This is a genomic window from Kitasatospora purpeofusca (genome assembly GCF_036010405.1).
Taxonomy (GTDB): domain Bacteria; phylum Actinomycetota; class Actinomycetes; order Streptomycetales; family Streptomycetaceae; genus Kitasatospora; species Kitasatospora purpeofusca.
Window position 1 is genome coordinate 860,598 of the sequence record NZ_CP108561.1, and the last position, 25,103, is coordinate 885,700.

The 25,103-nt window shown below is 74.5% G+C and carries 24 protein-coding genes and 1 pseudogene; 12 read left to right on the forward strand and 13 right to left on the reverse strand.

Going from position 1 to position 25,103, the window contains the following annotated elements; genetic code table 11:
- Positions 1–105: 105 nt before the first annotated feature.
- Positions 106–2,019, forward strand: a complete 1,914-nt coding sequence (locus OG715_RS03795; protein ID WP_327064056.1) for a tetratricopeptide repeat protein — start codon at positions 106–108, stop codon at positions 2,017–2,019.
- Between the two features lie 301 nt (positions 2,020–2,320).
- Here the strand turns inward: OG715_RS03795 and OG715_RS03800 are convergent, their stop codons facing one another.
- The 3 genes from OG715_RS03800 to OG715_RS03810 all read right to left on the reverse strand — a co-directional run bounded on the left by OG715_RS03800 (position 2,321) and on the right by OG715_RS03810 (position 4,217).
- Positions 2,321–2,899 (reverse strand): PASTA domain-containing protein, encoded by a 579-nt coding sequence (locus tag OG715_RS03800; protein WP_327064057.1) that lies wholly within the window; start codon positions 2,897–2,899, stop codon positions 2,321–2,323.
- Entirely contained in the window at positions 2,896–3,444 is a 549-nt protein-coding gene (locus tag OG715_RS03805) for a SigE family RNA polymerase sigma factor (RefSeq protein WP_327064058.1), read from the reverse strand. The genes OG715_RS03800 and OG715_RS03805 overlap by 4 nt, the downstream gene beginning before the upstream one ends.
- Positions 3,445–3,539: 95 nt before the next feature.
- Positions 3,540–4,217 carry a hypothetical protein gene (locus OG715_RS03810; RefSeq protein WP_327064059.1) on the reverse strand — a complete coding sequence of 226 codons (678 nt, stop codon included), beginning with the start codon at positions 4,215–4,217 and terminating at the stop codon, positions 3,540–3,542.
- Positions 4,218–4,568: 351 nt separating this feature from the next.
- On the opposite strand from OG715_RS03810, the pseudogene OG715_RS42605 reads away from it, so the two are divergent.
- Together OG715_RS42605 and OG715_RS03815 are read left to right on the forward strand one after the other, a co-directional pair.
- Positions 4,569–4,718: pseudogene (locus OG715_RS42605) on the forward strand (IS30 family transposase); the annotation flags it as partial.
- A gap of 4 nt (positions 4,719–4,722) precedes the next feature.
- Positions 4,723–6,339 (forward strand): MMPL family transporter, encoded by a 1,617-nt coding sequence (locus OG715_RS03815; RefSeq protein WP_327064060.1) that lies wholly within the window; start codon positions 4,723–4,725, stop codon positions 6,337–6,339.
- A 117-nt stretch (positions 6,340–6,456) separates the two neighbouring features.
- On the opposite strand, the gene OG715_RS03820 is transcribed toward OG715_RS03815, so the two are convergent.
- Both OG715_RS03820 and OG715_RS03825 read right to left on the reverse strand, forming a co-directional pair.
- Positions 6,457–6,633 carry a hypothetical protein gene (locus tag OG715_RS03820; RefSeq protein ID WP_266309436.1) on the reverse strand — a complete coding sequence of 59 codons (177 nt, stop codon included), beginning with the start codon at positions 6,631–6,633 and terminating at the stop codon, positions 6,457–6,459.
- 85 nt (positions 6,634–6,718) lie between these two features.
- Positions 6,719–7,117: an ASCH domain-containing protein gene (locus OG715_RS03825; protein WP_327064061.1), complete on the reverse strand. Its 399-nt coding sequence runs from the start codon at positions 7,115–7,117 to the stop codon at positions 6,719–6,721.
- Positions 7,118–7,424: 307 nt separating this feature from the next.
- On the opposite strand from OG715_RS03825, the gene OG715_RS03830 reads away from it, so the two are divergent.
- The 4 genes from OG715_RS03830 to OG715_RS03845 are packed head-to-tail and all read left to right on the forward strand — an operon-like array spanning position 7,425 to position 11,277.
- On the forward strand, positions 7,425–8,396 hold the full coding sequence (locus OG715_RS03830; RefSeq protein WP_327064062.1) for a hypothetical protein: 972 nt from the start codon (positions 7,425–7,427) through the stop codon (positions 8,394–8,396).
- A gap of 39 nt (positions 8,397–8,435) precedes the next feature.
- Positions 8,436–9,329, forward strand: a complete 894-nt coding sequence (locus OG715_RS03835) for a hypothetical protein (protein WP_327064063.1) — start codon at positions 8,436–8,438, stop codon at positions 9,327–9,329.
- Positions 9,326–10,195 (forward strand): hypothetical protein, encoded by an 870-nt coding sequence (locus tag OG715_RS03840; RefSeq protein ID WP_327064064.1) that lies wholly within the window; start codon positions 9,326–9,328, stop codon positions 10,193–10,195. Before OG715_RS03835 ends, OG715_RS03840 begins: the two co-directional genes overlap by 4 nt.
- Positions 10,192–11,277 (forward strand): hypothetical protein, encoded by a 1,086-nt coding sequence (locus OG715_RS03845; RefSeq protein WP_327064065.1) that lies wholly within the window; start codon positions 10,192–10,194, stop codon positions 11,275–11,277. Before OG715_RS03840 ends, OG715_RS03845 begins: the two co-directional genes overlap by 4 nt.
- A gap of 127 nt (positions 11,278–11,404) precedes the next feature.
- On the opposite strand, the gene OG715_RS03850 is transcribed toward OG715_RS03845, so the two are convergent.
- Both OG715_RS03850 and OG715_RS03855 read right to left on the reverse strand, forming a co-directional pair.
- Positions 11,405–12,571 (reverse strand): RICIN domain-containing protein, encoded by a 1,167-nt coding sequence (locus OG715_RS03850; protein ID WP_327064066.1) that lies wholly within the window; start codon positions 12,569–12,571, stop codon positions 11,405–11,407.
- An 80-nt stretch (positions 12,572–12,651) separates the two neighbouring features.
- A complete protein-coding gene (locus OG715_RS03855; RefSeq protein WP_327064067.1) occupies positions 12,652–13,797 on the reverse strand; it encodes an alpha/beta hydrolase in 1,146 nt (381 codons plus the stop codon).
- Positions 13,798–14,064: 267 nt separating this feature from the next.
- On the opposite strand from OG715_RS03855, the gene OG715_RS03860 reads away from it, so the two are divergent.
- From OG715_RS03860 to OG715_RS03870, 3 genes are all read left to right on the forward strand, one after another.
- Positions 14,065–15,033: a LuxR C-terminal-related transcriptional regulator gene (locus OG715_RS03860; RefSeq protein ID WP_327064068.1), complete on the forward strand. Its 969-nt coding sequence runs from the start codon at positions 14,065–14,067 to the stop codon at positions 15,031–15,033.
- A gap of 161 nt (positions 15,034–15,194) precedes the next feature.
- Positions 15,195–16,256, forward strand: coding sequence for an NAD-dependent epimerase/dehydratase family protein (locus OG715_RS03865; RefSeq protein WP_327064069.1), 1,062 nt, complete (start codon positions 15,195–15,197; stop codon positions 16,254–16,256).
- A 2-nt stretch (positions 16,257–16,258) separates the two neighbouring features.
- On the forward strand, positions 16,259–17,161 hold the full coding sequence (locus OG715_RS03870) for an aldo/keto reductase (protein WP_327064070.1): 903 nt from the start codon (positions 16,259–16,261) through the stop codon (positions 17,159–17,161).
- Positions 17,162–17,173: 12 nt separating this feature from the next.
- On the opposite strand, the gene OG715_RS03875 is transcribed toward OG715_RS03870, so the two are convergent.
- Positions 17,174–18,223, reverse strand: coding sequence for an MsnO8 family LLM class oxidoreductase (locus tag OG715_RS03875; RefSeq protein WP_407660943.1), 1,050 nt, complete (start codon positions 18,221–18,223; stop codon positions 17,174–17,176).
- A gap of 68 nt (positions 18,224–18,291) precedes the next feature.
- Here OG715_RS03875 and OG715_RS03880 point away from each other — a divergent pair, with 68 nt between their 5' ends.
- Positions 18,292–18,828 carry a GNAT family N-acetyltransferase gene (locus OG715_RS03880; protein WP_327064072.1) on the forward strand — a complete coding sequence of 179 codons (537 nt, stop codon included), beginning with the start codon at positions 18,292–18,294 and terminating at the stop codon, positions 18,826–18,828.
- Positions 18,829–18,895: 67 nt separating this feature from the next.
- On the opposite strand, the gene OG715_RS03885 is transcribed toward OG715_RS03880, so the two are convergent.
- The 3 genes from OG715_RS03885 to OG715_RS03895 all read right to left on the reverse strand — a co-directional run bounded on the left by OG715_RS03885 (position 18,896) and on the right by OG715_RS03895 (position 22,248).
- Positions 18,896–19,825, reverse strand: a complete 930-nt coding sequence (locus OG715_RS03885; RefSeq protein ID WP_327064073.1) for a phosphotransferase family protein — start codon at positions 19,823–19,825, stop codon at positions 18,896–18,898.
- Positions 19,826–20,008: 183 nt separating this feature from the next.
- The gene (locus OG715_RS03890; protein ID WP_327064074.1) at positions 20,009–21,076 is read right to left on the reverse strand and encodes a phosphatidylinositol-specific phospholipase C domain-containing protein; all 1,068 of its coding nucleotides are present in this window, start codon (positions 21,074–21,076) and stop codon (positions 20,009–20,011) included.
- A 275-nt stretch (positions 21,077–21,351) separates the two neighbouring features.
- Positions 21,352–22,248: a glutaminase gene (locus tag OG715_RS03895; RefSeq protein WP_327064229.1), complete on the reverse strand. Its 897-nt coding sequence runs from the start codon at positions 22,246–22,248 to the stop codon at positions 21,352–21,354.
- Between the two features lie 261 nt (positions 22,249–22,509).
- On the opposite strand from OG715_RS03895, the gene OG715_RS03900 reads away from it, so the two are divergent.
- Positions 22,510–23,178 carry a hypothetical protein gene (locus tag OG715_RS03900; RefSeq protein ID WP_327064075.1) on the forward strand — a complete coding sequence of 223 codons (669 nt, stop codon included), beginning with the start codon at positions 22,510–22,512 and terminating at the stop codon, positions 23,176–23,178.
- A gap of 32 nt (positions 23,179–23,210) precedes the next feature.
- Here the strand turns inward: OG715_RS03900 and OG715_RS03905 are convergent, their stop codons facing one another.
- Both OG715_RS03905 and OG715_RS03910 read right to left on the reverse strand, forming a co-directional pair.
- Positions 23,211–23,789, reverse strand: a complete 579-nt coding sequence (locus OG715_RS03905) for a hypothetical protein (RefSeq protein WP_327064076.1) — start codon at positions 23,787–23,789, stop codon at positions 23,211–23,213.
- A 222-nt stretch (positions 23,790–24,011) separates the two neighbouring features.
- Positions 24,012–25,058 carry a cytochrome P450 gene (locus OG715_RS03910; RefSeq protein WP_327064077.1) on the reverse strand — a complete coding sequence of 349 codons (1,047 nt, stop codon included), beginning with the start codon at positions 25,056–25,058 and terminating at the stop codon, positions 24,012–24,014.
- Positions 25,059–25,103 lie beyond the last annotated feature (45 nt).

Genomic DNA, 25,103 nt, shown 5'->3' on the forward strand with positions numbered 1-25,103 from the left:
TCCCGTGTGCTGCTGCGGTCGTCCGTGGTGCTGATGCCCGCCGGGTCCGTCCGACTGCTCGCCGGGCGTCCCCTCCCGCCGGCGCCGGAGCCGGTGTGGCGGCCGGTGAGGGTAGGCACGGTGCCGCCGCTCGCCTCCGCGTTCCAGCCGCGTGCGGGGCTGCGGGAGGAGATCGACCGGGCGCGGGAGCGGAACGCGACCGTGGTGCTGACCCAGGTCCTGTCGGGCGGTGGCGAGGTCGGAAAGTCCCAGCTCGCCGCCCACTACGCCGACCGGGCCCACACCGAGGGCGTGGACGTGCTGGTGTGGGTGAACGCCGCCGAGACCTCCCAGATCATCACGGCCTACGCGGAGGCCGCGAGGGCTGTCGGGGAGGACGCGGAGCAGGACGCTGCCGCGTTCCTGAAGTGGCTGGCCGTCACCGGCCGGAGCTGGCTGGTGGTCCTGAACGACCTCACCGACCTCGAAGGCACCGGGCCGTGGTGGCCGCGTCCGCCCGCCGGCGCGAACGGGCGGGTGCTGGCCACCACCCGCCGCCGCGACGCCCTCGTCACCGGGAACGGCCGTGCCCGCGTCGACATCGGCACCTACACCACAGGCGAAGCCCTCGCCTACCTGCGCGACCGGCTCGCCAAAGCCGATGCCGGCCACCTCCTCGACGACCGCAGCGGCGACCTGGTCGAGGCGCTGGGCCTGCTGCCGCTGGCCCTCGCGCACGCCGCCGCCTACATGATCAACGAAGACGTCGACTGCGCCACCTACCTCGGCCTGTTCACCGACCGGGCCTCCCGCCTGGAGAGGCTGCTGCCGACGGCGGCGGACACCGACGGCTACGGCCGCCGGGTCACCGCCTCTCTCCTCCTGGCCCTCGACGCCGCCGACCACCGCGAACCCGCCGGCCTCGCCACCCCCGCGATCCGCCTCGCCGCCCACCTCGACCCCGCCGGCCACCCCGACACCCTCTGGAACACCCAAGCCGTCACCCACTACCTCACCACCCACCGCACCACCGGCGCCCCCGACCCAGCCCCGGTCACCGCCGGGCAGGCCCGCGCCGCCCTGCGCCTGCTCCACCACTACGCCCTGATCACCCACCACACCCACGACACCCACCGCGCGGTACGACTCCACGCCCTCACCGCCCGCGCCGCCCGCGCCGCCCGCGAAACCACCCCACCCACCGACACCCCCGCCACCGTCCGCACCGCAGCCGACGCCCTCCGGAACATCTGGCCCGAACACGAACACACCGCACCCGACCTGACCGCCGTCCTGCGCGCCAACACCGACACCCTCACCGACCACGCCGACGACCACCTCTGGCACCCCGCCGCCCACCCCGTCCTCTTCACGGCGGGCAACAGCCTGCTCCACGCCGGCCTGATCGGGACCGCCGTCACCCACTGGCAGCACCTCACAACCGACGCCGAACGGATCCTCGGCGACGACCACCCCGACACCCTGACCGCCCGGGCCAACCTCGCCGCCTCCTACTGGCAGACGGGGCGCACCGCCGAGGCGATCGCCCTTCTGGAGCGGGTGGCCGCCGACCGCGAGCGGATCCTCGGCCACGACCACCCCGACACCCTGACGGCCCGTGGCAACCTCGCCGCCTCCTACGCGCGGGCGGGGCGCACGGACGGCGCCGTCGACCTGTTGCGTTCCGTTGTGGAGGACCAGACCCGTCTTCTCGGTCCTATGCACCCGGACACCGTGATGTCGCACGTGAACCTGGCCACTGTGCTGACCCGGCGGGGGCGTGCTCTGCTCCCCGGTGACCCGGCGGGGGCGTGGCGGGACGCCGCCGAGGCGGTTCGGGCGGTCGGCCCGCACCTGGCCGATGATCCGGCGAGGTACGGGCCGGTCCTGGCCAGCGCGTACGGGCTCGCCGCAGCGGTGCTGGACGCCGACGGGCAACCCGAGGCCGCCGCCGACTTCCGCTCCCGCGCCCTCCAGGCCGCAGGCACCGCACCAGCGCCCCGGCCCGGCGACGGTGCGGCGGACGGGAGCCGGTCATGACCCCAGCACTCTGGCCCTGGCGGAGGAAGTCTGGTGAGGACGCCGGAGCCCCCGGTGCCGGCGACCCGGCCGGCACGACCGACCATGCCCGTACGGACGGGAACGAGGGCGAACCAGCGCCGCGGGCGGAGGACGGTCCCGCACTCCCCGCGCCGGGCGGCGCCGGCGACGCGCCCCCGCCACCGCCTCAGGTGGGTGCGGGGACGTCGTCCTCGGTCCGGGTCGAGGTGTCCGGGGAGGGGGCCGTCGGTGCCGGCCCCTGGGTCACTCGGCCGGTGCGCGGGCCGAAGGGCCCGGTCGCTCAGGTTCCGCCGGGTTTGCCCGTCGAGACCAGCAGGAGGACGGACGAGCCCGGTGCCACCGGTGCTGCGCCGCCCCGGGGCTGACTGCTGATCACCTGCCCGGCGGGAGCGTTCCAGTCCGTGTGACGCATGATCGTGCAGCTCAGTCCGAGTCCGCGCAGCAGGCTTCCGGCCTGTTCGACCGGCATGCCGGCCAGGTCCGGCAGCGCGATGCCCGCTCCCGCGGTCTGCTCCTGCTCCTGTGTCGGAGTCGCATCGGCGCTTCCGCTCTTGGGGGTGCCGGTGGCGAGCGGGGTGCACGCCCCGTTCGCCGGTGGGGACAGGGACGGGGAGGCGCCGGGCGCGGGCGGCACGGGCTTCAGCGCGAAGAACCCCACCGTGGCGCACGCCAGCACGCAGCACGCCGCAGCGGTGCCGAGGAGCGCCCGGCGGGTGCGGCTGCGGCTGACGGCTCGCTCGATCGAGGCCGCGTCGACGACCGGCGCCGTCGGCCCGTCGGCGAAGGAGGCCACCGCGGCACGCAGCTCGGCTTCGAGGCCCGGCTCGAACGGGGCCGGTCCGGACGACGTGTTCCTCACTTCGTACCTCCGAAAGCGGCCGACGGCGTGTGCGGCGCCTGGGCGCCCGATACGGAATCGCGCAGCTTGGCCAGGCCGCGGGCGAGCTGGGACCTCACCGCACTCGAAGAGATGTCCAGGACGTCGGCGACCTGCCGGGCGTCCAGATCGTGCAGGTAGTACAGGACCACCACGCTGCGCATGCCCATCGGCAGCCCGAGCAGTGCCTCGATCAGTTCCTCGCGCAGATCCACCTGCCCGAACCGGTCCCGGGGGTCGGCCGTCTCGGGCACCCCCGACAGCCCGGGGCACTCGCCCCGGCGCGACAGCCGCCGCCAGCGGTCGTTGGCCAGGTTGACCAGCACTTTGCGCACGTACGCCTCCGGCGAGTCCGCCACCGCGACCTTCCGCCACTGTCGGCACGCCCGCTCCAGCGTCTCCTGCACCAGATCCTCGGCCACGTGCACGTCACCGGTCAGCGCATACGCGGTGCGGAACAACGCTCCCGACCGCTGTGCGACGAACTCCGTGAATCCGTTGCCCGGACCGCTCCTGCGAAACCTCACCCGCCGACCTCCTCTCCTCGTCCCGTCCCGATCACTGCCCCCATGACGGCGGAACGGGGCCGGGTGCTGCACCGAGCCGCCGGTAGTGACGTGAATCACAGCCGGGACGGAAGGGTGTCCCCGGACCTCGCGCCGCTGCCGCCCGGGGTGCGGGCGGGGCCCGGCGAAGCGGAGGGCCGCCGGGCGGGCGGCCCGCAGTCGGCCGAGAAGAACGGGGCCGCGAAGCCCTGTAGGCGCGGGGCCAGGGCGGGCAGGGTGCGGTCCGTCGGGAGGACGACGGCGAGGCCGGCGAGGGCCAGCCGGACTGCGGGGCATTCGGCCGGCCAGCGGGTCAGCAGACCCGGGGTGTGGGCCCGGACCGCGGCACGGGCCAGGGCCTCGCTGTCGGGATCGGCGTCCTTCGGGGCGGTCGGCCAGGTCTCGGCGAGGCGCCGTTCGGCGACGGTGGCGGCTCTGAACAACAGGTGGACGGCCTCGAAGCGCTGCCGGGCGGGAACCCGGTCGTCGGCGGCGAGGTGCGCGAGCAGGAGAAGGCCGTCGGCGGTGCCGGGCCGGAAGGTGTCCTGGTGGAGGATCTCGTTGTAGAAGTCGCCGAGGAAGGTCCGCTCGTCCCAGAACGGGTCGACCTCGGTGTCGAACAGCATCGCCGCCTGGGGCGGCCTGCGGTCCGGCGGCAGGCGGTCGGCGATGACCTCCCGGACGAGTCGCCGGACCGGCGGGCCGCAGGCGATCGCGCCCTGCCGGGTCTGCTCGGGTTCGGCGGACGTGTCCATGGCCGCCGCAGCCTACTCGACCGCCCCGGGCCGACAACCCGTCACCCGGGCCGCAGCCGGCAGGGCGTCGACGCCCCCGACCCGACACGGCCGGCCGGTCGTCTCCGCCGTGTCCATGAATCCCGCCGCCAGCAGGTGGCTGCCGTCGCGGAAGCGGCCGCGCCCGCGATCGGCAAGCCGAAAAAATCATCGGAGCCAGCGGCCGGCCCGTGGGGGTTCACGATGGGCTGCGGTTCGTGTCCGCCCCGGCCGGGGAAACCGGGAGGTTGCGGACGTACGCTGACGGCAGGGCCCCTCACGTCGACGCTTGGGTTCTAGGAGTCGTTGCAACACCCCAGCTCAGGGGATGCGATGGACTTCGAGATCCGCAAGGACCGGAAGCCTCAGGGGACCAGGAAACTGACCGCTGAGCGGGAGGCATACTTCCGGCTCATGCAGCAGGGCTACAGCAGTACGGAAGCCTGCCGGATCGTCGGCGTCAACGTCCGGACCGGCAAGAGACGCCATGATGAAGTCCGAGATCATGTCCTGGCCGGTCACCCTGGCCATCCTGGTGCTGGCCTTCGGATCGCTGGTCGCCGCCGGACTGCCCCTGCTGCTCACCCTCGCCGGGCTGGCCGCCTCCGCCGGCTCGCTGGTACTGATCGGCCACCTGTTCCCGGTCTCCGTCTGGGCGATGAACTTCGCGATGATGTTCGCCCTCGCCCTGGGCATCGACTACGCGCTGTTCCTGGTGGTCCGCTTCCGTGCCGCCCGTGCGCGCGGACGGACCGACGCGGTCGCCGAGACCATGGACACCGCGGGCAAGGCCGTCCTGCTGTCCGGCGCGACAGTCCTGGTCAGCCTGTCGGCCGTGATGCTGGTGCCGTCCCCTGCGTTCAGGTCGATGGCCGGCGGCATCATGCTCGCCGTCCTGTTCGTCCTCGCCGCCACGCTCACCCTGCTGCCCGCCGCCCTCGGCCGGCTCGGCCACCGCGTCGACGCCCTCGCGCTGCCCCGGCTGAACGCCGGCCCGCACCGGTCGGCACGCTTCGCCGCCTGGGGCGAGCGGCTGTGGCGGCACCCGCTGCGCTACGGGGCCGGGGCACTCGTCGTCCTGGTCGCCCTCGCCGCACCCGTCCTCGGGCTGCGCACCGCGATGCCCTCGATCACCGTCGTCCCGGAGGACAGCAGCGCCCGCGCCGGGTACGCGGCGGTCCAGCGGGCCTTCGGCCCGGGGGCGCCCGGCACCCTGCAGATCCTCCTCCCGGCACAGACCGGCAGGGAGGCCGGCACGGAGGCAGGCACGGGGACCGGCGCCCTGGACGTCGCGCGGGCCGCCGCCCGGGTCGCGGCCACGCCCGGGATCGCCGGGGTGCTGCCGGCGCAGCCCGCCGCCGACGGCTCCGGCTGGTCGATGCTCCAGGCGGTCCCCGCCGTGGACCCGTCCAGCCCCGACCTCGCGCGCACCGTCGACACCCTGCGGGCCGACCTTCCCCAGGAGGCCCTGGTCGGGGGCGCGGCGGTGGAGAACCTGGACCTCCAGCACCTGCTCACCGCGAAGACCCCGCTGGTGATCGGCGTGGTGATGGCCCTGGGCTTCCTGCTCCTGCTGGTCGCCCTGCGGGCCGCGCTGATCTCGGCCCTCGGCACGGCCGCCGGCCTGCTGTCCACCGGCGCGGCCTTCGGCGTGGCCCGGCTGGTCTTCCAGGACGGCCACGGCGCGGGCGTGCTCGGCTTCGCCCCGCAGGGGTTCCTGGACGGGTGGGCGCCGGTGTTCTTCTTCGCGATGATCTTCGCCATCGCGATGGACTACACCGTCTTCCTGCTCGCCTCCGCCAAGGAGCACTACGAACGCGCCGGTGACCCGCGCGAGGCGATGGTCGGCGCCCTCGCGCACTCCGGCCGGGTGATCTTCGCGGCGGCGGGCGTCATGGTCGCGGTGTTCTTCACCTTCGCGCTCTCCGGACCGCTGCCGCCGAAGGAGATGGGCATCGTCCTCGGGGTCGCCGTCCTGCTGGACGCGACGCTGGTCCGGCTGGTGCTGCTGCCGGTGATGCTTCGGCTCGCCGGCACCGCAGCCTGGCACACCCCGGCCTGGCTCGACCGCGTCCTGCCGCGGATCTCCTTCTCGCACGACTGAGCAGTGCCCTTCGGCGGTGGACCGGGCGGCCCGGGCCACCGCCGAAGGGCGGCGGGCAACGGACAACAAGCGGCGGAGTGCGCCGGGGAGGCCGCACTCCGCCGCTCCGCGCCGCGCTCAGCGGCGGCCGAGGATCCTCGCCAGGAGGCCGCCGATGCCGCCACCGCCGCCCGTGCCCGGGGCGCAGGCGCAGCGGTCGGCCTTGGGGACGCCGGCCAGCACCTGGTCGACGTGCATGCCGCACCCCGCGTAACCGGCCTTGCCGCAGGTGCGGCACGTAGTTCGACGACACATCTCGGGACTCCTCGGATCGCTGGGGGAAGGTTCTCCCTCCGCCTCCAGGATACCGGTGGGGGTATTTTATTCGGCGCTTCCCGGGTCAGGGGGTGGCGACGAGGCGGAAGGCCAGGCAGACCACGGCGGTCCCGTCCTCGACCGGGGTGCCCAGACGACTCCAGTAGCCGCGGTGGCTTTCGCGCCACTCGGCGAGCGAGGCCTCGCCCTCCCCCTCGGCCCGGGCGTGCTCCCAGGTCACCGCGCCGAAGGTGGTCACCTCCACACCGGTGATCTCGATCGCGGCGACGAACCCCCCGTCGTCGTCCACGAGCGCCAGCCGTTCACCGGGCAGCTCCAGTTCCTCCGACTCCTCGGCGTACTCCGCGAGCAGGCCGGTGGTGGCGGTCTTCCGACCGGCCAGGACCAGGGAGTTGAGCTCGGCGCGGATCCCGTCCGGGGTGCCGAGCTCCATCGAGCGCATGCCGTTGACGCGGGGCCACATCCTGGTCGTCCTTTCAGGAGCGCACATCCGCCGACGGACCACCGGCGGACCACCGACCGACCGCCTACCGGGCTCCGGTGCCGAGGCCGGGCCCGCGCGGTGGAGGTGACGGTCGATTTCGGTTCGATTACGGTGTGTCGCTTTGGTGGCCGATTGGGCGGGAGTGCGGTGATTGATCTTGTTGGCACCGGGACGGAGCCGCTCTCATAATTTCAGCCAGACGCGTGTTGCGCGGCCGTCTACGGCCGCCGAGGTGCCCATGAGCGGCCGCGCGCGAAACCTTCTGCTCCTTTCCTGGGGGAACCGCTTGTCCGCGCACGATCACGTGCCGCCCGCCGCCGATCCGGCGCAGGCGTTCGCACCGGACCGACCCGCCGTCCCCGGCCCCGGCGCACTGCCCGAAGGACCGGCCGACCCGCCCGCCGCACCCGCCGCACCCGCCGCACCCGTCACGGCGGCCCAGCCCACCGGGACCGCCGACGCGCACGACGCTCCGGAGGCCCCGGGCCGGAAGCGGCCGCGGGCCGTCGGCGTCGCGCTGGCGACCGCCGGGCTCCTCGCCGTGACGGCGGTCAGCGCGACCGTGACGGTGGCCGTCGGCAAGCCGGACCACCGCCCGGCCGTCGCCGCCGCAACGGCTCCCGCGACGGCCGTCACCACGGCCGCCGCGACCGCGAGCAGCGCGCCCCCCGCCACCGCCTCCGCCACGCCGACCACCGCTCCCCCGGCCGCGCCGGCACCCGCACCCGTGCCCACGCCGACGAGCACCCTCAAGGGCACGGTCAGCAACGGGCGGCACGACGGCGACCTCCAGTTCTTCCTGCTCCCGATCCCCGAGGGCGGCGAGTCCTACGGCCCGGCCGACGGCATGCTGCTGACGGAGAAGGACATGGGCGAGCAGATGGGCGGCGCCGAGGCCATCAAGGCGCTCAAGTCCTTCGGCTACAAGGACTCCGCCACCCGCACCTACCGCACGGCGGACGGCAAGGCCGAGGTCACCGTGACCCTGCTGCGCTTCTCGACCCCCGCCCGGGCCGCCGAGGTCGCCCGCAACTACACCCTGGACGGCCTCGACCCGGTCGAGATCACCGGCGACCCGGCTGCCCACGGATACGTCGACAAGCCCAAGCAGCAGGCCTACACCGGCTCGCTGAGCGGCATTTCCAGCCAGGGCGACGTGCAGTACATCATCGACGTCGAAGTGAAGGGCACCCCGGACAAGGCGCTGCTCAGCGAGCTGATGAAGCGCCAGCGTGACTGGCTGACCTCCGGTCGCTGAGCCCCCCGGCCCTCCCCTTCCTCTCCCTGGAGCCCTCGCATGACCACCGACCCCGTGGCGCCGTCGCCCGTCGACGCGCCACCGCCCACTCCGCCCGCCGGGGCGCCGGACCTGCCGTCCGCCCCGCCGGAAGCCGCACCCGTGACCGCACCGGCGACCGCACCGGCGACCGCACCGGAGGCCACGCCGGAGGCCACGCCGCTCGCGGCCGCACCCTCCGACGAGGCCCCCGCCGAGCCGCCCGTCCGCGGCCCGCGCCGACCGCGCCCGGTCCTGCTGCTGGTCTCCGGGCTGGTGCTCGGCACCGTGGCCGGCGGCGGCGTCGGCTACGCGATCCAGGCCAACCGGCCGCCCACGCCGCTGCCGCCGGTCCAGGTCGCACTGCCCGCCTACCCCGCCGGGGCGCTCGACCCGGCTGTGGCGGCCGCCGCCGCGCCGACCCCGCTGACTATCGACGGCGACCTGCGCAAGCTGCTGCTCACCGCACCGGGCGGCAGCACCGCCTGGGGCGACTACCCGGACACCCCGAGCTGGATCACGGCCGGCGAGCTGGCCGAGCACGAGGGCAAGACCGCCGCCGTGTTCAAGCAGCTGAACACCCGCGGCTTCCGGCGCGCCGTGGAGATCGACTGGAAGCAGGGCGACCTCAAGGTCCGGGTCTCCCTGATCCAGTACACGGCCGACCGGGCCGCCGAGGCCGCCGCCCGTACCCTCGGCCGGACCCTCGAACCGTTCGCACCCGAGGCCAACGGCGGCTACGAGGTGGACTCCAGGGCGTCGTACTGGGCCGAGACCACCGAGACCTTCTACGGCGCCGACGCCGTCGCGCAGCGCGGCACCGTCGTCATGGAGGTCAAGGTGTTCGGCACCCGACCGGTGTCCCCCGAGGTCGTCAAGGACCTCGCCAAGCGGCAGTGGGAGCGGCTGGTATGAGCGAGAGCGACGTCATCGTCCCCGGTTCCCCGGCCGTTCCGACGCCTGAGGTACCGTCCGTCCCGGCCGTCCCCGCGTCCGAGGTACCGCCCGTTGCGGCGTCCGGGCTACCGCTCGCGCCCCGGCCCCCGCGCCGGCTGCTGCGCGCGGGCGGCGCGACCGTGGCCGCGGCCCTGGTCGGTGTGGTGATCGGGATCGGCATCATCGAGGTCCGTTACGACGACCCCGCCCCCGCGACCGCCGCCCCGGTGCCGGCCGCCGCGCCCGCGCCCAGTGTCACCGCCACCCCGTTCGGTGCGAAGTCCAACGGCAACCACTTCGGTTCGCTGCGCGACCTGCTGCTGCCCGTCCCGGCGGGCTACGGGCTCGGCGCGGACGACGGCGGCTTCGGCAACGACGTCGCGCTGACGGGAGAGCAACTGCTCGCCGCCGAACTGGACGACGAGGTCGTGACGATGCCCAAGGAGCAGCAGGACAAGCTCCGCAAGTACTGGAACGACCTGCACGTGAAGGCCGCCGGAGTGCGCACCTACACGACCCAGGCGGGCGAGCTGACGATCAGCATGAAGCTGCGCCAGTTCAACCAGCAGGAGGTGCAGAAGCTGAACGAGTACACGGCGATCTTCACCGGTGAGACCGGCATCTTCCGCACCGGTCCCGCCGTGCCCGGCCATGCCGAGGCGCACTGCTACCTGCTGCCGGCCCCGCCGTCCGCGCCGATCGACCGCCTGGAGTGCTCGGCCGCCGAGGGTGACCTCCTGGTCGTCATGGCGGTCGAGGGCGTGGCCCCGCTGCCCAAGGACCGGATCGTCGCCCTCCTCGCCCAGCAGCTCGACCGTCTCGCCATCCCGGGAGCGTCCGTATGACCGACAGCGCCACGCCGCAGGACACCGCCGCCCCGGCGGAGGGTCCCGTCCTGCCCGAGGAGACCCGCGGCCCCGCGGCCGGGGAGACCCACGGCCCGGCCGACGGCGAGGCCCACAGCCCGGCCGACGGGGAAGCCAACGGTCCTGTCGCCGGCGAAGCCCACGGCCCTGCCGACGGGCAGACCGCCGTCGCCGCGCCGGAGGACGGCGAGCGGACGGCCCTCCGTGCCCGTCGGCGCCGCGCGGCCGTGCGCTGGGGTGCGGCCGTCGTGGTCTGCGCACTGGCCGGCACCGGGACCGCGCTGGCCGTGACGGCTCAGGAGCGCACCGACCTGCCCGGCCTGGCGACCCCCAAGGACGGCCGGTACACCTTCCCGGCGCTGGTGCTCCCGCAGCTGCCCTCCGGTCAGCCGGCACCGAAGGAGAACAAGGGGCGGCACGCGGCCGACCTCCGTACCCTGCTCCTGCCGGTTCCCACCGAGGCGGGCGGCTCGCTCGTGGCGGCTGCCGCCCCCGGCGCCCCGGCTCCGGCCGGGAGCGGCTCGGCATCCGCGTCCCTGTCCCCGGCCGCTCCGGGCTCGGCGTCGGCCTCGCCGGCCGGCACGCCCTCGGCGTCCTCCGCCGCGCCGGTCGGCCCGGCCCCGGTCGGCCGGGTCTCCTGCGAGTCGATCACCGCCGACTGGAAGGATCCCGGTGCGCTGCGGGCCCTGCTGCTGCAGAACGCCTGCCGTGATGCCGCCGTCCGCGAGTGGACCGCCGCCGACGGCACCCGGACGCAGATCCGGCTGCTGTCCTTCGGCTCCCAGGCGGAGGCCTGGCCGCTGTTCGACAAGCTGCGGCGGACGGGCGAGCCCAAGGACTCCTCGGGCGGCGTGCAGACCGGTGACACCCAGGGCTGGGACACGGTGTTCGGCGTCGACCTCGCCACCCGCGAGGTGCCCGGCTCCCCGGCCGCCGGCACCCGGATCGCCTTCCTCTCGGCGGGGAATGTCACGGGCGTGATCACCATGACCAACCCCAAGGGCGTGCCCACCGCCGCGTTCCGGCAGGTGGTGACGCTCCAGTCCGACCTGCTGGCCTGAGCCGGACGGCGGACAGCGACGAACGGCAAGCGGCGGACGGGCCGGGCGGTGACTCCGCCCGGCCCGTCCGTTCCCCGTTCCCCCGTTCCCCCGTCACCCGACCCCCGTCACCCCCGTGACCGGGAGGTCAGGCGCAGTTGGTGAAGGTCGGGCTGGTGTTGGCTATGTAGAGCGTCGCGCCGGCCTGCGGGTCGTAGGTGAGCGGCACGGTGAGGGTGTCCTCGGCCGTCCAGGGGATGCCGCGGGCGTCGAAGGTCCAGGTGCCGGTCACCTTGCGGGCCAGTTCGGCGAGCGTCACCCAGCCGTACTGCTGGGGCGGGACGGACACCGCGACGCTGTTGTTGACGGTGGTCGACCCCTGCCAGACGTTGCTGTAGTGCAGCGCGGTGCTGACCACGGTGGTGAGCGCGCCGCCGGGCACGCCGCCGGAGATCTGGGTCCCCATGTCGCCGCCGATGCTGTTGGACCATCCGCTCATATTGGTGACGGAGAACGCCTGCTGGACGGTGCCGGAGGTGTTGTTGAACCAGACCGAGGAGACGCAGACCTTCGGCAGCGGGGCCGCCGGGGCCTCGCTCTTCAGCGCCCAGGAGCAGGTGGAGATGTCCTTCTGGCACTGCTTGGCCGCGTGGTCGACGGCGAGGTTGCGGGCCGCCGCGGGGAAGCCGGTGGACCAGCGCTGGTTCACCGTTCCGTTGCAGGCGTACTGGTCGGTCCAGGCGTCGTCGTAGTTGCCGCCGAGCAGCAGGTCGAGACAGGTGTTGTCGCCCTGGTGGCGGATCATGAACGAGTCCTCGGCGCCGGGGACCGGCTGGAGGAACCACTTCTGGCTGGCCTGGCCGGCACAGGTCTGCTGGCGCAGGGCAGGGGTGAACCAGGCGAGGTCGACGCACTTGCCGGTGGTGTTGTTGACGATGGTGAACGAGGAGTCCGCGGCGTCGACGTTCAGCCGCCAGGACTGGTGGTAGCCCGGAGCCGAGTTGGTGACGATGTACGCGCCGTCGCCGGTCGAGCCGTTCTGGACGTCGAGCCGACGGCCGTTGCTCAGCGAGGTGATGGTCAGGCACTGCTGCGGGGAGGCGCAGGCCGCCGCCCCCGCGGTGGCCGCCGCGCCGGTGACGGATGCTTCGGTGACGGATGCTTCGGTGACGGCCGCGTCGGCCCGCGTCGCCGTGAACGGCGCGGCGGTGAGGCCGAGCGCGGCGCAGCAGGTCACCAGGACGGCCGCGAGCAGGCGCAGCCAGGGGGCGGAGCGGCGGCTCGGGGCCGCGGGCGGGGCGGAGGTCGACGGCACGGGTCGGTCCTTTCGTCGGGAGGGGAACCGCGGTGCGGTGCGGACGTGCGAGGCGCCCGGACCGCTCGTTCGTGGAGAGGTCAGGCGGCGAACGCGGCTTCGAGGCGCGGCACGTAGTCCACGAGGTCCTGGGCCCAGCAGCCGTAGCTGTGGCCGCCGTCGCACGAGCTGCCCCAGCCCGCGCCGTTGCCGTAGTTCACGTAGCGGTGCGGGATGCCGAGGGCGGTCAGGCGGTCGGTGAAGCGCGTCGCGGTGCCCTCGGCCCAGAACTCCATGCCGGCGGGGTTGCCGTTGCCGTTGCCGTTGCCGGTGTAGACGGCGATCCGGGTGTCGGCCAGCAGTCCGGCGCGGCCGGTCGGGTCGGCGGCGTTCCAGCGCCAGTCGGCGCCGAAGACCGGGTACGGCGTGCCGAAGATCGCGTCGCTGGACACCGTGGGTCCGAAGTCGAAGCCGCAGGGCTGTCCGCCGCTCGGGGCGCACAGCACGGTTCCGGCGTTGGTCAGGGTGCCGACGACGGCGCCGCGGATGACCATCTCGTCGGCCGAGAGGTCGTTGGCGCCGGACATGGTGAGGACGTGGCCGAAGAGCTCCGGGCGGGCCTGGGCGTAGTGGAGTGCGCCGAAGCCGCCCATCGACAGGCCGCCGACCGCGCGGTGCTTCCGGTCGGTGAGGGTGCGGAGGTTCGCGTCGATGAAGGGCACCACCTGGGTGAGGTGGAAGGTCTGCCAGTTCTGCGCGCCGGCCGCCGTGCCGCTGTCCAGCCAGTCGGTGTACCAGCCGCGCAGGCCGCCGTCGGGGACGACGGTGATCATCGAGGTCGCCGAGGTCAGGGCGGGGTAGGCGAGGCCGGGGTTGGCGGGGTTGTCCGAGGCGCCGTGCAGGAAGTACAGGACGGGGTACCGCTTGTCGGGGCGGTCGGCGTAGTCGTCCGGCAGCAGGATCCGGATCGTGTGCTCGCCGGCGACCTGCGGGGTGGTCACGGTGAGGACGAAGTTCGTGGCGCTGCCGGTCACGGCGCCGACCCGGGTCAGTCCGAAGCCGTCCTGCATCGGCGGCGGGGCGGGCGCCACGGCCCGGGCGAACGACACGCCGGGCACGAGCAGCAGGAGGAGGGCACCGACCAGGGCGGCGACCGCCGCCCTGGCGGGTGCGGGCCGGGCGGGTGCGGGCCGGGCGGGTGCGGGCCGGGCGGGTGCGGGCCGGGCGGTGGGCGGAGCAGCTGTCATGGATCGTCCTTGGGCGCGAGGGGGCGAGGGCGAGGGCGAGGGCCAGGGTGTGAGCGTGTGCTGGCGTAAGGGCGCGGACGTGCGCAGGCCGTCCGGAGCGGACGCCCGGCGGACTGTGCGGACACCGAGCAACTCTCGCGATCCGACCCCGCCGCGCGCCAGAGCGCCCGGCGGCCCGCTTGGGCCACCGGCGCATGTGCGCCACGGGCACGGGTAGGCTTCGACGACTTGTCATATCGCCATGGACATGGCGAAATCGGGGGTGCTGTGCTCCACGACGTACTCGATCCCGGCTCCGAGCGCGGCCGGGTCTACCTGTGCCTGGTCGGCCGGCCGCAGGCGCGCCTCGCCGACCTCGCGGCCGAGGCCGGGATCGCCGAGGACGCCCTGCTCGCCCTGCTGGGCGAACTCGCCGACGAGGGCATCGTGATGGCCTGCGACCACCGGCGGCTCACCTGGGAGGCGCTGCCCCCGGGCCAGGTGGTCGAGGCCGCGCTCCAGCGCGACGCGGCCCGGCGGGCCGACGCACGCCGGGCCGGGGCCGAGCTCGACCGGCTCTACCGGCTCGCCCGCCGCAGCGCCGGCGGCTACGCCGCGCTGGAGGTGGTCGAGGACCACCCCGAGGTCCTCGCGGCCGGACGGCGCCTGCAGCTCGCCGCCCGCCGCGAGGTGCGGGTCATCGACGTCCCGCCGTACTCCGGGGACGCCGCGCACTACCTCGACCAGGAGGTGCTGCAGCGTCAGCGGATGGCCTCCGGCGTCGTCTACCGCTCGATCTACGGCGGGTGCGCCTTCGACGATCCCGTGGCAGGACCCAACATGGCGCGGATGATCGAGGCCGGGGAACAGGCCCGGACGCTCGACGAGCCTCCGCTCAAGCTCGCCCTCGGCGACGACGACCTCGCCATCGTCACCCTGCCCGCCGACAACCGCGCGGGAGTCGTCTCGCTGCTCGTCCGCCCGTCCAGCCTGCTCGGCGCGCTGGCCTCGGTCTTCGAGACGCTCTGGCGGCTCGCTGTCCCCGCCTCGACCTCCGGTCCCGGGCTCCAGCTCGACGACCGGGACCGCCGCATCCTCGTCCTGATGGCCAGCGGTGCCACGGACGACGCGATCGCGCGGCGGCTGGGCCTGGGGCGGCGGACCGTCGTGCGGCGCGTCTCCGTCCTGCTGGCCAGACTCGGCGCCACCACCCGCTTCCAGGCCGGGGTGCAGGCGGCGCGGCGCGGCTGGCTCTGACCGCCGCGGGGCGGGGCGGGTCGTCCTGGCCCGGCTCGGTCCGGCTCGGTACGGCTCGGTCCGGCTCGGTCCAGTCACCAGTTCAGTCACCAGTTCAACTGATGACGCGTTCAGCAGATCGGCAGTTCTGCTGATGACCGTACGGCGGCAGAGTGATGGCCATGAGCCACTCCACCGCACGAGAAGCCGCCGGGACCAACACCGCCGGGACCACCGCGAACCGCGCTCCGCGCCGGGTCGGCGTGATCGGCGGGACCAGGTACTTCGGCCGCCACCTGGTCGCCCTGCTGCGCGACGCCGGTACCGAGGTCACCCTGATCAACCGCGGCTCCGCCCCGCCACCGCCGGGCGTCGACCACGTCCTGGCCGACCGGGACGACGAGGAGGCGCTGACCGCCGCCCTCGGCGACCGCACCTTCGACGCGGTGATCGACCAGGTGCTGTACACGCCCGCGCAGGCGGTGGTGGCCCGCCGGGTCTTCGCCGACCGGACCCCGCGGTACGTGATGACCTCGACCATGGAGGTCTACGACCCCGCGACCTCGCCGCTGGTCCGCACCACGCCCGGGGTGCCGTTCACCGAGGAGGCCGTCGACCCGGCGGACTGGCCGGTGGACCTCGACCTTCCGTGGCACGACCCGGCGGCGCTCGTCCGGCACTTCGGCGAAGCCACCGCCTACGCCGAGGGAAAGCGCCAGGCCGAGGCCGTCCTCGCCGCCGGGCGGCCGCCGTTCGACTGGGCGAGCGTGCGCAGCGCCCACGTCCTGGGCGGCGGGGCGCTGGACTTCACCGGCCGGCTCGCGCACTTCACCGGGGCGGTCGCCGCCGGACGGCCGGTCGCGGTGCACGAGCGGCCGCAGCCGACCTCGTTCGTCCGGCACGAGGAGATCGCCGCCGCCCTGGTCGCGGTCGCCGCCTCGTCCTCGGTCGGCGCGGTCAACGCCGCCTCGGCGGAGCCGCTGGACGCGGTCGGGCTGTCCGAGCTGATCGCCGGGCAGCTGGGGACGGCCGCCCGCTACCGGCCGGCCGAGGGCGCGGACCACGCGCCGTTCTCCTTCGACCGCTGGTACCCGATGGACACCCGGCGGGCCGGAGCACTCGGCCTCTCCTTCTCGCCGCTCGACTCCTGGCTGCCGGCCGCCGTGGCCGAGGCCGCCGCCATCGCCACCTCCAGTGCCGTCGAAGCCACCGAAGCCCCCGAAACCACCGGAAAGGACGTGTGACCGTGCGACAGCGCACCCTCGGCGAGCGGAGCATCGGCGCGATCGGGCTCGGCGCGATGCCGCTCTCGGTGGAGGGACGCCCCGACCCCGGGGCCGCCCTCACCACCCTGCACGCCGCGATCGACGCCGGTGTCAACCTGCTCGACACCGCCGACTCCTACCACTGGCACGCCGGCGAAGCCGGCCACAACGAGCGTCTGATCGCCCGCGCGCTGGCCGACCGCTCCCCGGCCGACCGCGCGCACGTGCTGGTCGCCACCAAGGGCGGGCGCGGCCGTCCGGGGGACGGCTCGTGGACGGTCGACGGGCGGCCCGAGCGCCTCCGGCGCGCCGCCGAGGATTCGCTGCGCCGGCTCGGCGTGGCCGCGATCGACCTCTACCAGTTGCACAAGCCCGACCCCCTGGTGCCCTGGGCGGAGTCGGTGGGAGCCCTGCGCGAACTCCTCGACGCCGGGAAGATCCGCGCGGCGGGCATCTCCAACGTCGACGAGCGGCAGATCCTGACGGCGCGGGAGATCCTCGGCCCGGGGCTGGTCTCGGTGCAGAACCGGTTCTCCCCGGCCGACCGGAGCTCCCTGCCGCAGCTGCGGCTCGCCGAACGGCTGGGCCTGGCGTTCCTGCCCTGGAGCCCGCTGGGCGGCCTCGCCAGGAGCGTGCTGAACGGTCCGGCGGACGGCGTCCCGGCCCGCACCGCCTTCCACCGCGTCGCCGAGGCACGCGGGATCTCGCCGCAACAGGTCGGCCTGGCCTGGCTGCTCGCCCTCTCCCCCGCTGTCGTCCCGATCCCCGGCGCCCGCCGCCCCGCCAGCATCCGCGACAGCGCGGCGGCGGCCGGGCTGGTCCTCGACGCCGACGAACTCGCTGCCCTGAACCGCCCGTTCGCCGATCCCGAGGTCGGCCCGTAGACCGCCCCCTGCCTACCCGACAGCCCCCGCCAGTCCGGCCGCCTCGGCCAGCAGCCGGTAGGAGGTGAGCAGCTCCGCCCGGTCGTAGGTGCTGGTGGTGACCAGGAACTCGTCCGCGCCGGTGCGCTCCAGCAGCGCCGCGAGGTCGGCGACCGCCCCGGCGGGAGTGCCGGCGATGTGGCCGGCGAGGGCCTGTTCGAAGGCGGTGCGCTCGCGCGGGGCCATCGGCCTGGCCAGGATCTCCTCGGCGGGTTCGAGCGGCGAGAACTCCCCGTGGGTCCGGCTGTGGGCGCTCGACCAGGCCTCCGGGACGAGCAGCGTCCGCGCCCGCTCCTCGGTCCCGGCCACCGCGACCGTCCCCGACGCCACCACGTAGGGCCGCTCGGCGCGGACGGAGGGCCGGAAGCGCTGCCGGTAGCGGTCGATCGCGGCGCGCATCGCCTCCTCGCCCCGCACGGCGGCGATCACCAGCGGCAGCCCGGCGTCGGCGGCGACGTCCGCGCCCGCGCCGGTGGCCAGCACGTACGCGGGTACGTCCAGGCCCTCGGCGGGGCGGGCGTGCACTCCGCCGGGGCCGCGCGCCTCGGGGTCGAACCAGGAGAGGAGTTCGGCGAGTTGCTCCGGGAAGGCGTCGGCGGCGTCCTTCTCCCGGCCGAGCGCGCGGCGGACGCCGTCGGTGAAGCCCACCGACCGGCCGAGGCCCATGTCGATCCGGCCGGGGAAGAGCGCCGCGAGCACGCCGAACTGCTCGGCCACCACCAGGGGTCGGTGGTTGGGGAGCATCACCCCGCCGGTGCCGACCCTGATCCGGGAGGTCGCCGCGGCCACCGCCGCCGCCAGCACCGTCGGCGCCGAACCGGCCACGCCCGGCACCCCGTGGTGCTCGGAGACCCAGAACCGGTGGTAGCCGAGCCGCTCGGCCTCCACCGCGAAGGCCACGGTGTCGCGCAGCGCCTGCGCGGGCTCCTCCCCCCGGCGGGTCCGGGAACGGTCCAGTACGGAGAGGCGCAGGGCGGGCGAGGCGGTCACGTCCGTGGCAACAGCCGTCCGCGGCGGAGGCATTCCCCGCCCGGGCCGCCACCGGGCGAAAACCGCTTGCCGTGGAAGGCTCCAACCATTAGCAATGTGACATGCTACAAACCTCCCGCATCGGGCTCCGGGCCCGCCACGACAGCGACGTCGCGGTCCTCCAGAGCGAGCTCTACGACGACGTGCCCACCCGCTCCCGGGCCGACTCCCGGCCCTGGCGGCCGATCTCCCCCGGCGCCGCGGAGTCCCCGTACGCCGTGTCCCCGGCCGGGGACGACGCTGCCTGCTTCTCCGTGGTGGAGCTGTCCTCCGGCGAACTCGCCGGCGAGGCACTGCTGTGGGGCATCGACACCCACAACCGGCTCGCCCACCTGGGCCTCGCACTGCGGCCCGGCTTCCGCGGGCGCGGACTGGCGGGCGAGGCGGTGCGGCTGCTGTGCCACTACGGGTTCACGGTGCGCGGACTGCACCGGCTCCAGGTCGACACGCTGGCCGACAACCTGCCGATGGTCGCGGCCGCGACCCGCGCGGGCTTCGCGGTCGAGGGCCGACTGCGCCGGTCGGCCTGGGTGACCGGGGAGTTCCTGGACGAGGTCGTGCTCGGACTGCTGGCCGAGGACTGGACCGAGAAGCCGTAGCCGAAGGCCGGACCAGGGCCGCGGCGGCCCTGGTCCGGACGGCCGCCGCTCCCGTCGACCGCTCCCGTCAGCCGAGCCCGAACCAGTGCTCGGCGAGCGACTCCAGGGTGTCCACCCCCGGGGGCGGCGGCACCTCCCGCAGGTACCGGGGCAGGTTGCTGTACACGTGCAGCAGCGTCCAGGCCATGGCCGCGTGCGGGTCGACGGCCCGGCCGTACCCGGCCGCGAACCGCGCCATCAGCCCCGGTTCGGCCCGGGTGACGAAGACGCCGACGCCGACGAAGTCGTACGCCCGGTCGCCGATCATCGCGGGCTCGAAGTCGAACAGCCCGGACAGCCGCCCGCCGGCCGGGTCGAACAGCAGGTGCTGGCGCATGAACTCGGTGTGCAGCAGCACGCGTTCGGGCTCGCGCGGCAGCTCCGCGGCGTCCAGGAAGCCGGGGATCCGCTCCAGCCAGGCGTCCGGCAGGCCGCGCTCGCGCTGGCGTCCGACGGCCCCGGCGCGCTGCCGGTCGGTGAAGGCGCCCCAGTCGCCGGGGCCGAGCACATCGGCGAGCGGCCCCGGGTCGAGCGCGTGCAGGGCCGCCAGCGCCTCCCCCGCCTGGACGGCGATCCGCTTCCGTCCGTCGGGCGACAGGTCCGCCCAGGCCGGGGCGAGTTCGGCGCCGCGCAGCCGGGACATCAGCACGTACCGCCAGCCGTTCTCGTACTCGCCGGCGTCGTGCAACTCCGGTGTCGGCACCGGCAGTCGGCCGCCGACATGGGCGAGCACCCGGGCCTCGGTGCGGCCGTCCTCGGCGGCGGCCTTGGGATAGAGCTTGAGGACCAGCTCCGCGCCGAGCGCGTAGACCGGCTGGGAGCCCTCGGGGAACCGCTCCGGGACGGGCAGCCCGCGCAGCCCCAACCGGGCGCAGAGGTCCTCGACACCCGGGCGCATGACCGCCTCGTCCGGGACGATCGCGTCCCACTGTTCGTCCGTCTCGACCAAAGGCAGCATGCGGTGGACGCTAGGCGGCGGACGTCCGGGCGGCAACCGGTTTTCGGCCGGCTCCGGGCCCCTGACCGGCGACAACGCTCGGACGTCGGAGCAGCGGACGACCGGGGCGGCGTGCGACGGGGCAGCGGACAGCCGGGGCGGCGGACGCCAGGACGCGGGCGCCGCCGCCCCGGTGACCGCGGATCAGCCGCGCGGCAGGACCAGCGACTGCACGGCGGCGAGCTTGCGCCAGTCGCTGGAGACGATGCTCGCGTGGGCGCGGGCGAGCAGTTCGGTACGGGTACGGGCCTGGTCGGCGGTGGGGTCGGTGCCACTGATCGCCGGGGCGACGTTGTGGGCGTCGGTCATCGTCAGCAGGTAGTGGTTGGTGTCGTACCAGGAGGTGTCGATGCCGTTCACATAGGCGGCGGCGTCACCGTCGAAGACCACGAACCACGGACGGATCGAGGTCTCGCTGTACCGGGTGCGCGGGTCGCCGGCCGCCGCGCCGAGCGCGGTCGGGAACATCCGGGCCTCGCCGATCCGGCCCGCCGCCGCCAGGTCGCGCAGGTAGCGGCCGTACTCGACGTCGGTGTGCAGGGTGTCGAAGGGGTTGTCCAGCTCGACCGTACCGGGGATCACGTACACCAGCACCCGGCCCGCGAGCGCCGCCCTGGTCGGCCAGTTGCCGGCGCGGGCCGCGTCGTCGAGGCTCGGGTAGCTGCCCCCGCCCGGCTTGGCGAGCAGGTCGGCCGGGCGCAGCGCGGCGGAGCCGAGGTGGGCGGCGATCAGCGCGTCCAGCTGGGCCGGGCCCATGCCGAGGTTCCCGGAGAAGCCCGGCTTGAGCTCCAGCTTGATCACCAGCGGTCCCGCGGCGGGGTGGGCGGCGAGCCAGACCCGGACGTCGTCGAGGCAGGTGTCCAGGTTCTTGTTGCCGCTGCCGGAGTAGAGCTGCGAGGCCGTGGTGGCGCTGACGCAGTTGTTGCCGTTGCCGAGCGGGTTGGAGTGGCTGACCTTCCACTCCTTGGTGATGGCGTTCGGCCAGGCGTCCAGCTCGATCATGCCGGTGCCGGTGTCGAGGCCCTGGGCGAGGTAGCGGAACGCGGCCGGGTCGTAGGTGTTGTGCAGGCCGACGGTGGTGGCGGAGCCGAACGGGAGCTCGCCGGGGGTGCGCTCGGCGGCCTCGGCGGCGGAGCCGATCGGCAGGAGGGCGGCGGCCGCGGCGAGCAGGCCGACGGCGAAGGTGCCGATGAGGGTGCGGCGGACGGTCACGATGGGTGTCCCCTTGTCACTGCGCCTGAGGGCCGGCGCGCCTTCGGCGGTGGCTTCCGCCGGTGCAGAGCATGACGGGGCCGGCCGTCGGACCGGTGAAGGGGGCACAACAAGTGCGTGACTGTCAGCTGCCGATCCGTCACCGCACGCTGCTGCGGCGGCGGGTCGGCCGGGCGCCCCGGACGGGCGCCGGGGCGCGGGAACGGTCGCCGACGCGGGGAGAGCCGACGACGCGGGCCCGGCCGGCAGCGCGGACCGGACGGGTGATGTGCTCATCAGAAAATGGACCAGCCGGTCGCCGTCGTCAGCGCGTCCAGGGCGGCCACGCCGAGCACCGAGTTCCCGGCCGCGTCCAGCCCGGGGCTCCAGGTGCAGACCGTGCCCCGGCCGGGCAGCACCGCCAGGACGCCGCCGCCGACCCCGCTCTTGCCGGGCAGGCCCACGCGGTAGGCGAACTCACCGGCCGCGTCGTAGGTGCCGCACGTGAGCAGTACGGCGTTGATCCGCTTGGCCTCGCTGCGCGACAGCAGCCGCGAGCCGTCGGCGCGCACGCCGTGGCGGGCGAGGAAGAGGCCGGCCAGGGCCAGGTCGCGGCAGCTCGTCTCGATCGCGCAGTGCGCGTAGTAGTGCGCGAGCACGTCGTCGACCGGATTGCGCAGATTTCCGTAGCCGGCCATGAAGTGCGCCATGGCGGCGTTGCGGTGGCCGTGCTCGGCCTCCGAGGCGGCGACCACGTGGTTCACCGCGACGGCCGGGTCGCCGGACTCCGCGCGCAGGAAGTCCAGGACGGAGCCGACCGCGTCGCCGGTGAGCTCCAGCAGGCGGTCGGTGACCACCAGGGCGCCCGCGTTGATGAAGGGGTTGCGGGGGATGCCGTGCTCGGTCTCCAACTGGACCAGCGAGTTGAACGGGTTGCCGGAGGGTTCCCGGCCCAGGCCGCTCCACAGGCCGTCGCCGCCCTCGGCCAGCGCGAGCGCGAGGGTGAAGAGCTTGGACACCGACTGGACGGAGAACGGCTGCTGCCAGTCCCCCGCGCCGAACACCCGGCCGTCGACGGTGGCGATCGCCATCCCGAACGCCGTCGGGTCGGCCTCGGCCAGTGCCGGGATGTAGTCGGCGACCCGGCCGCGCAGCGGCGAGCGCACGGCCGCCGCCATGGCGTCCCGGACCAGCTCCTGGTAGTCCTCGCCCTGGTCCGACGGCAGCTGAGGGCCGTGCGCGCGGGGCGGGTCGATCGCGTCGTTCACCGCGCCATTGTCCTCGGCACGGGTCGGCCCTCCGCAGGCGGGGGTCCCACCGGGGTGTCGCTGGGTGTCGCCCGGGGCGCCGCAAGGGTCCCGGGCGGGGTTCGGCCGGGCGACCCGGGGGGTTCGTCCGGGGTGTCGCAGGTCTGTGGCAGGCTGTCCGCCATCCGACGGAGGGGGACGACGATCATGCACAGGCCGAGCCGGCCCGAGGACCTCGACGACGCCGGGCAGGTGTGGGCGCGCGCCGTGCTGCTCGCCCTGCTGGACGCCGCCCAGGGGAACCGCGAGCACTGGCTGGACGAGCAGGGCGTGTGGAGCGAGAACGGCGGCGGCTCCTTCTGGTGGCGCCTCACCCTGGTCGACGACGGCCACGCGGTGTTCTGCGGCCAGGACTCCGACGGCAGCCACACCCACGTCGACGGCCGGCAGATCGACTTCCTGGCCGGCGGTCCGGAGTGGCTGCCCTGGGAGCAGCTGCGCGAGGACGCCCAGGGGAACCTGTTCGGCTTCCTCTACTGGTGGCAGGACGGGGCCTGGCACCGGATCCCCTACCCGGACGCGCTGGCCGAGGACGGTCTGGCCGCCGCCGCGCCGTGGCTGGGGTCCGAGCAGCTGTTCCTCACCGAGGCGGCGGAGCTGGCGTGGGTGCTGCGCGAGGACGCGTCGGCCTTCGCCGCCGCCGTGACGCGCTTCCTGCGCCGCGCCGAGCAGCGCACCGTCGACGCCGGCGCGGTGGCGGAACTGCTCGCGGCCGCCGGGGTCGGGGACGACGACCGCGAGGTCCTGCGCTTCGATCCCGCGCTGGACGTCGCCGTCCGGGCCGGGCTCACCCGGCACGCGCCGGTGCCCGGCTGACGGGTGCCCGGCCGACGGGTGCCCGACGAGGCTCAGGGGCAGCGCACCTGGGTGCCGGCCACGCCGGCGAGGCCGTCGTTGAACGCCGCGCCGCCCTGGTACTCGTAGTACACGTAGGAGTAGAAGCTGACGTTCAGCGCTTCGCCGCAGGCGGAGTCCGGGGCGATGGTGTAGGTGAGGGTGTAACTGGTGCTGGCGCCCGGGGCCAGGGGAAGCGTGAACAGGGCACCCCAGCCACCGGCCTGCGGGTTGCCGCAGACCGTCGGGTACGGCACCCCGTTGCACGCGGTCGCCGCGTACTTCAGCCCCCCGTACTCGACGTCGAGCGAGGTGGCGTAGGTCTGCTGGACGGTCTGGAAGACGAACCGGATCGGGGTGTCGTGGGGGTTGGCGAGGGTCACGGTCGCGGTGAACGAGCCGCCGGGCGGCGTCGAGGCCCGGTCGCTCACCGAGCTCACCGGGACCGGCAGGGAGGCCGTCCGGGCGGCGGCGCGATGGGTCGGAGCGGCTTGGACCGGGGCGGCATGGGCAGGTACGGCCGCGAGCAGCGGACCGGCGAGGAGGAGTGGCAGCACGGCGCGCACGGCGCGCTTCAGGAATGTCAGGCGCATGACGACGCAGCGTAGGGGCCGGGGCCGCGACCGCCGCCGCCCTCCGGGCGAAACCGTGCCGATGAACGAGCGGCGACCGGACGGACCCGCCCGCCGCACTCGTGTTCGACGACGAGCGGGCGGACGGCGCGCGTACGCTGCGGTGCCCCGTCACCCGTCCGCCCCGGACGCCACCCGCCCCGGCGGCCACCCGCTGGTACCGCCGACCCGCCGGCGGTCGGGTCAGCGGCGGACCATGCGCACCCCGGCCACCTCCAGCAGACCGTCCAGCTCCACCTTGCCGACCTGCTGGTCGGGGCTGGGCACCAGCCCGTCCCGGCGGACGATGTCGAGGATCCGCTCGGCCAGCGGCAGCACCATGTGGCGCCCCCAGCAGCGTTCACTGGCATGGCCGAACGGCAGGTAGCCGGGCTGGTTGTCGGGGTCGACGCCCTTCCAGCGCTCCGGCCGGAAGGTCTCCGGGTCGTCCCACAGCCGGGGGTCGCGGTGGCTCAGCAGCGGGAGCAGCAGCAGATCGTCCTTGGGTCCGATCCGCCCGTCCACGGCGCCGAACTCCGGGGAGGCGACCCGCAGGATGTTCCAGGAGGGCGGCAGCAGCCGCAGCGCCTCCAGCAGGATGTCCCGGTTCGGCACCTCGTCGTCGAACGGCGCGCCGAGCCAGACCGCGTTGGTCACCAGCGCGGCCACGGTGAAGCAGATCGGCCCGGCCACCCGCCGGTAGAGGTACATCGCGTAGCGACGGTCGTCGTAGGTCTCGGCGTCCAGCACCCGGGCCGCCAGATTCGACAGCGGGATTTCGGTACCCGGCTTGCCGAGCATCGCGGTACCGGCCGTGACGGCCATCCAGGTCAGTTTAGGGGTGAGTTCCAGACGGCGGTCGACCAGAATCCGGAAGCGGAAACTCTCCTCTCCGAAAACCAGGTCCCGCAAATAGATGTGCGGCGTTTGCGGCCATTTCCCGGTGAGATCGGTCCGGTCGCCCAGCGGCTTCTTCAGCGCCGTCCGGACGTCGGCCGACACGGCCTGCATGAGCGCCGCCGCGTCGGGCTTGGTGACGAGCCGCCCCCGCACGGGCTTGAAGGTCGGCCGCTCCTCGGCGTTGGCCGGCCTGCTGCGCAGCAGTCCGTCCATGAGGTCGACGCTGGACACGCCGACGGTGTCGGCCTCCAGGCGGAAGAGGTCCTGACCTCGGTACTTGTTGAGGAGTTCGTCGATTCGCGGTGCGAAGACGGTGACGCGGGCGCTCCGCCCGGTGCTGGACATGACCATCCGTGGCTCCAAGGGTGAACGGCTGTGGTGACAGGGGCCCGCCCT

Bases quoted from the DNA above. Each gene is read 5' to 3' on its own strand.
- OG715_RS03810 (WP_327064059.1), bottom strand. From the start codon at position 4,217: ATGGACACGTCCGCCGAACCCGAGCAGACCCGGCAGGGCGCGATCGCC.
- OG715_RS03815 (WP_327064060.1), top strand. From the start codon at position 4,723: ATGATGAAGTCCGAGATCATGTCCTGGCCGGTCACCCTGGCCATCCTG.
- OG715_RS03820 (WP_266309436.1), bottom strand. From the start codon at position 6,633: ATGTGTCGTCGAACTACGTGCCGCACCTGCGGCAAGGCCGGTTACGCG.
- OG715_RS03825 (WP_327064061.1), bottom strand. From the start codon at position 7,117: ATGTGGCCCCGCGTCAACGGCATGCGCTCGATGGAGCTCGGCACCCCG.
- OG715_RS03835 (WP_327064063.1), top strand. From the start codon at position 8,436: ATGACCACCGACCCCGTGGCGCCGTCGCCCGTCGACGCGCCACCGCCC.
- OG715_RS03840 (WP_327064064.1), top strand. From the start codon at position 9,326: ATGAGCGAGAGCGACGTCATCGTCCCCGGTTCCCCGGCCGTTCCGACG.
- OG715_RS03845 (WP_327064065.1), top strand. From the start codon at position 10,192: ATGACCGACAGCGCCACGCCGCAGGACACCGCCGCCCCGGCGGAGGGT.
- OG715_RS03855 (WP_327064067.1), bottom strand. From the start codon at position 13,797: ATGACAGCTGCTCCGCCCACCGCCCGGCCCGCACCCGCCCGGCCCGCA.
- OG715_RS03865 (WP_327064069.1), top strand. From the start codon at position 15,195: ATGAGCCACTCCACCGCACGAGAAGCCGCCGGGACCAACACCGCCGGG.
- OG715_RS03875 (WP_407660943.1), bottom strand. From the start codon at position 18,223: ATGCCTCCGCCGCGGACGGCTGTTGCCACGGACGTGACCGCCTCGCCC.
- OG715_RS03880 (WP_327064072.1), top strand. From the start codon at position 18,292: ATGCTACAAACCTCCCGCATCGGGCTCCGGGCCCGCCACGACAGCGAC.
- OG715_RS03885 (WP_327064073.1), bottom strand. From the start codon at position 19,825: ATGCTGCCTTTGGTCGAGACGGACGAACAGTGGGACGCGATCGTCCCG.
- OG715_RS03900 (WP_327064075.1), top strand. From the start codon at position 22,510: ATGCACAGGCCGAGCCGGCCCGAGGACCTCGACGACGCCGGGCAGGTG.
- OG715_RS03905 (WP_327064076.1), bottom strand. From the start codon at position 23,789: ATGCGCCTGACATTCCTGAAGCGCGCCGTGCGCGCCGTGCTGCCACTC.
- OG715_RS03910 (WP_327064077.1), bottom strand. From the start codon at position 25,058: ATGGTCATGTCCAGCACCGGGCGGAGCGCCCGCGTCACCGTCTTCGCA.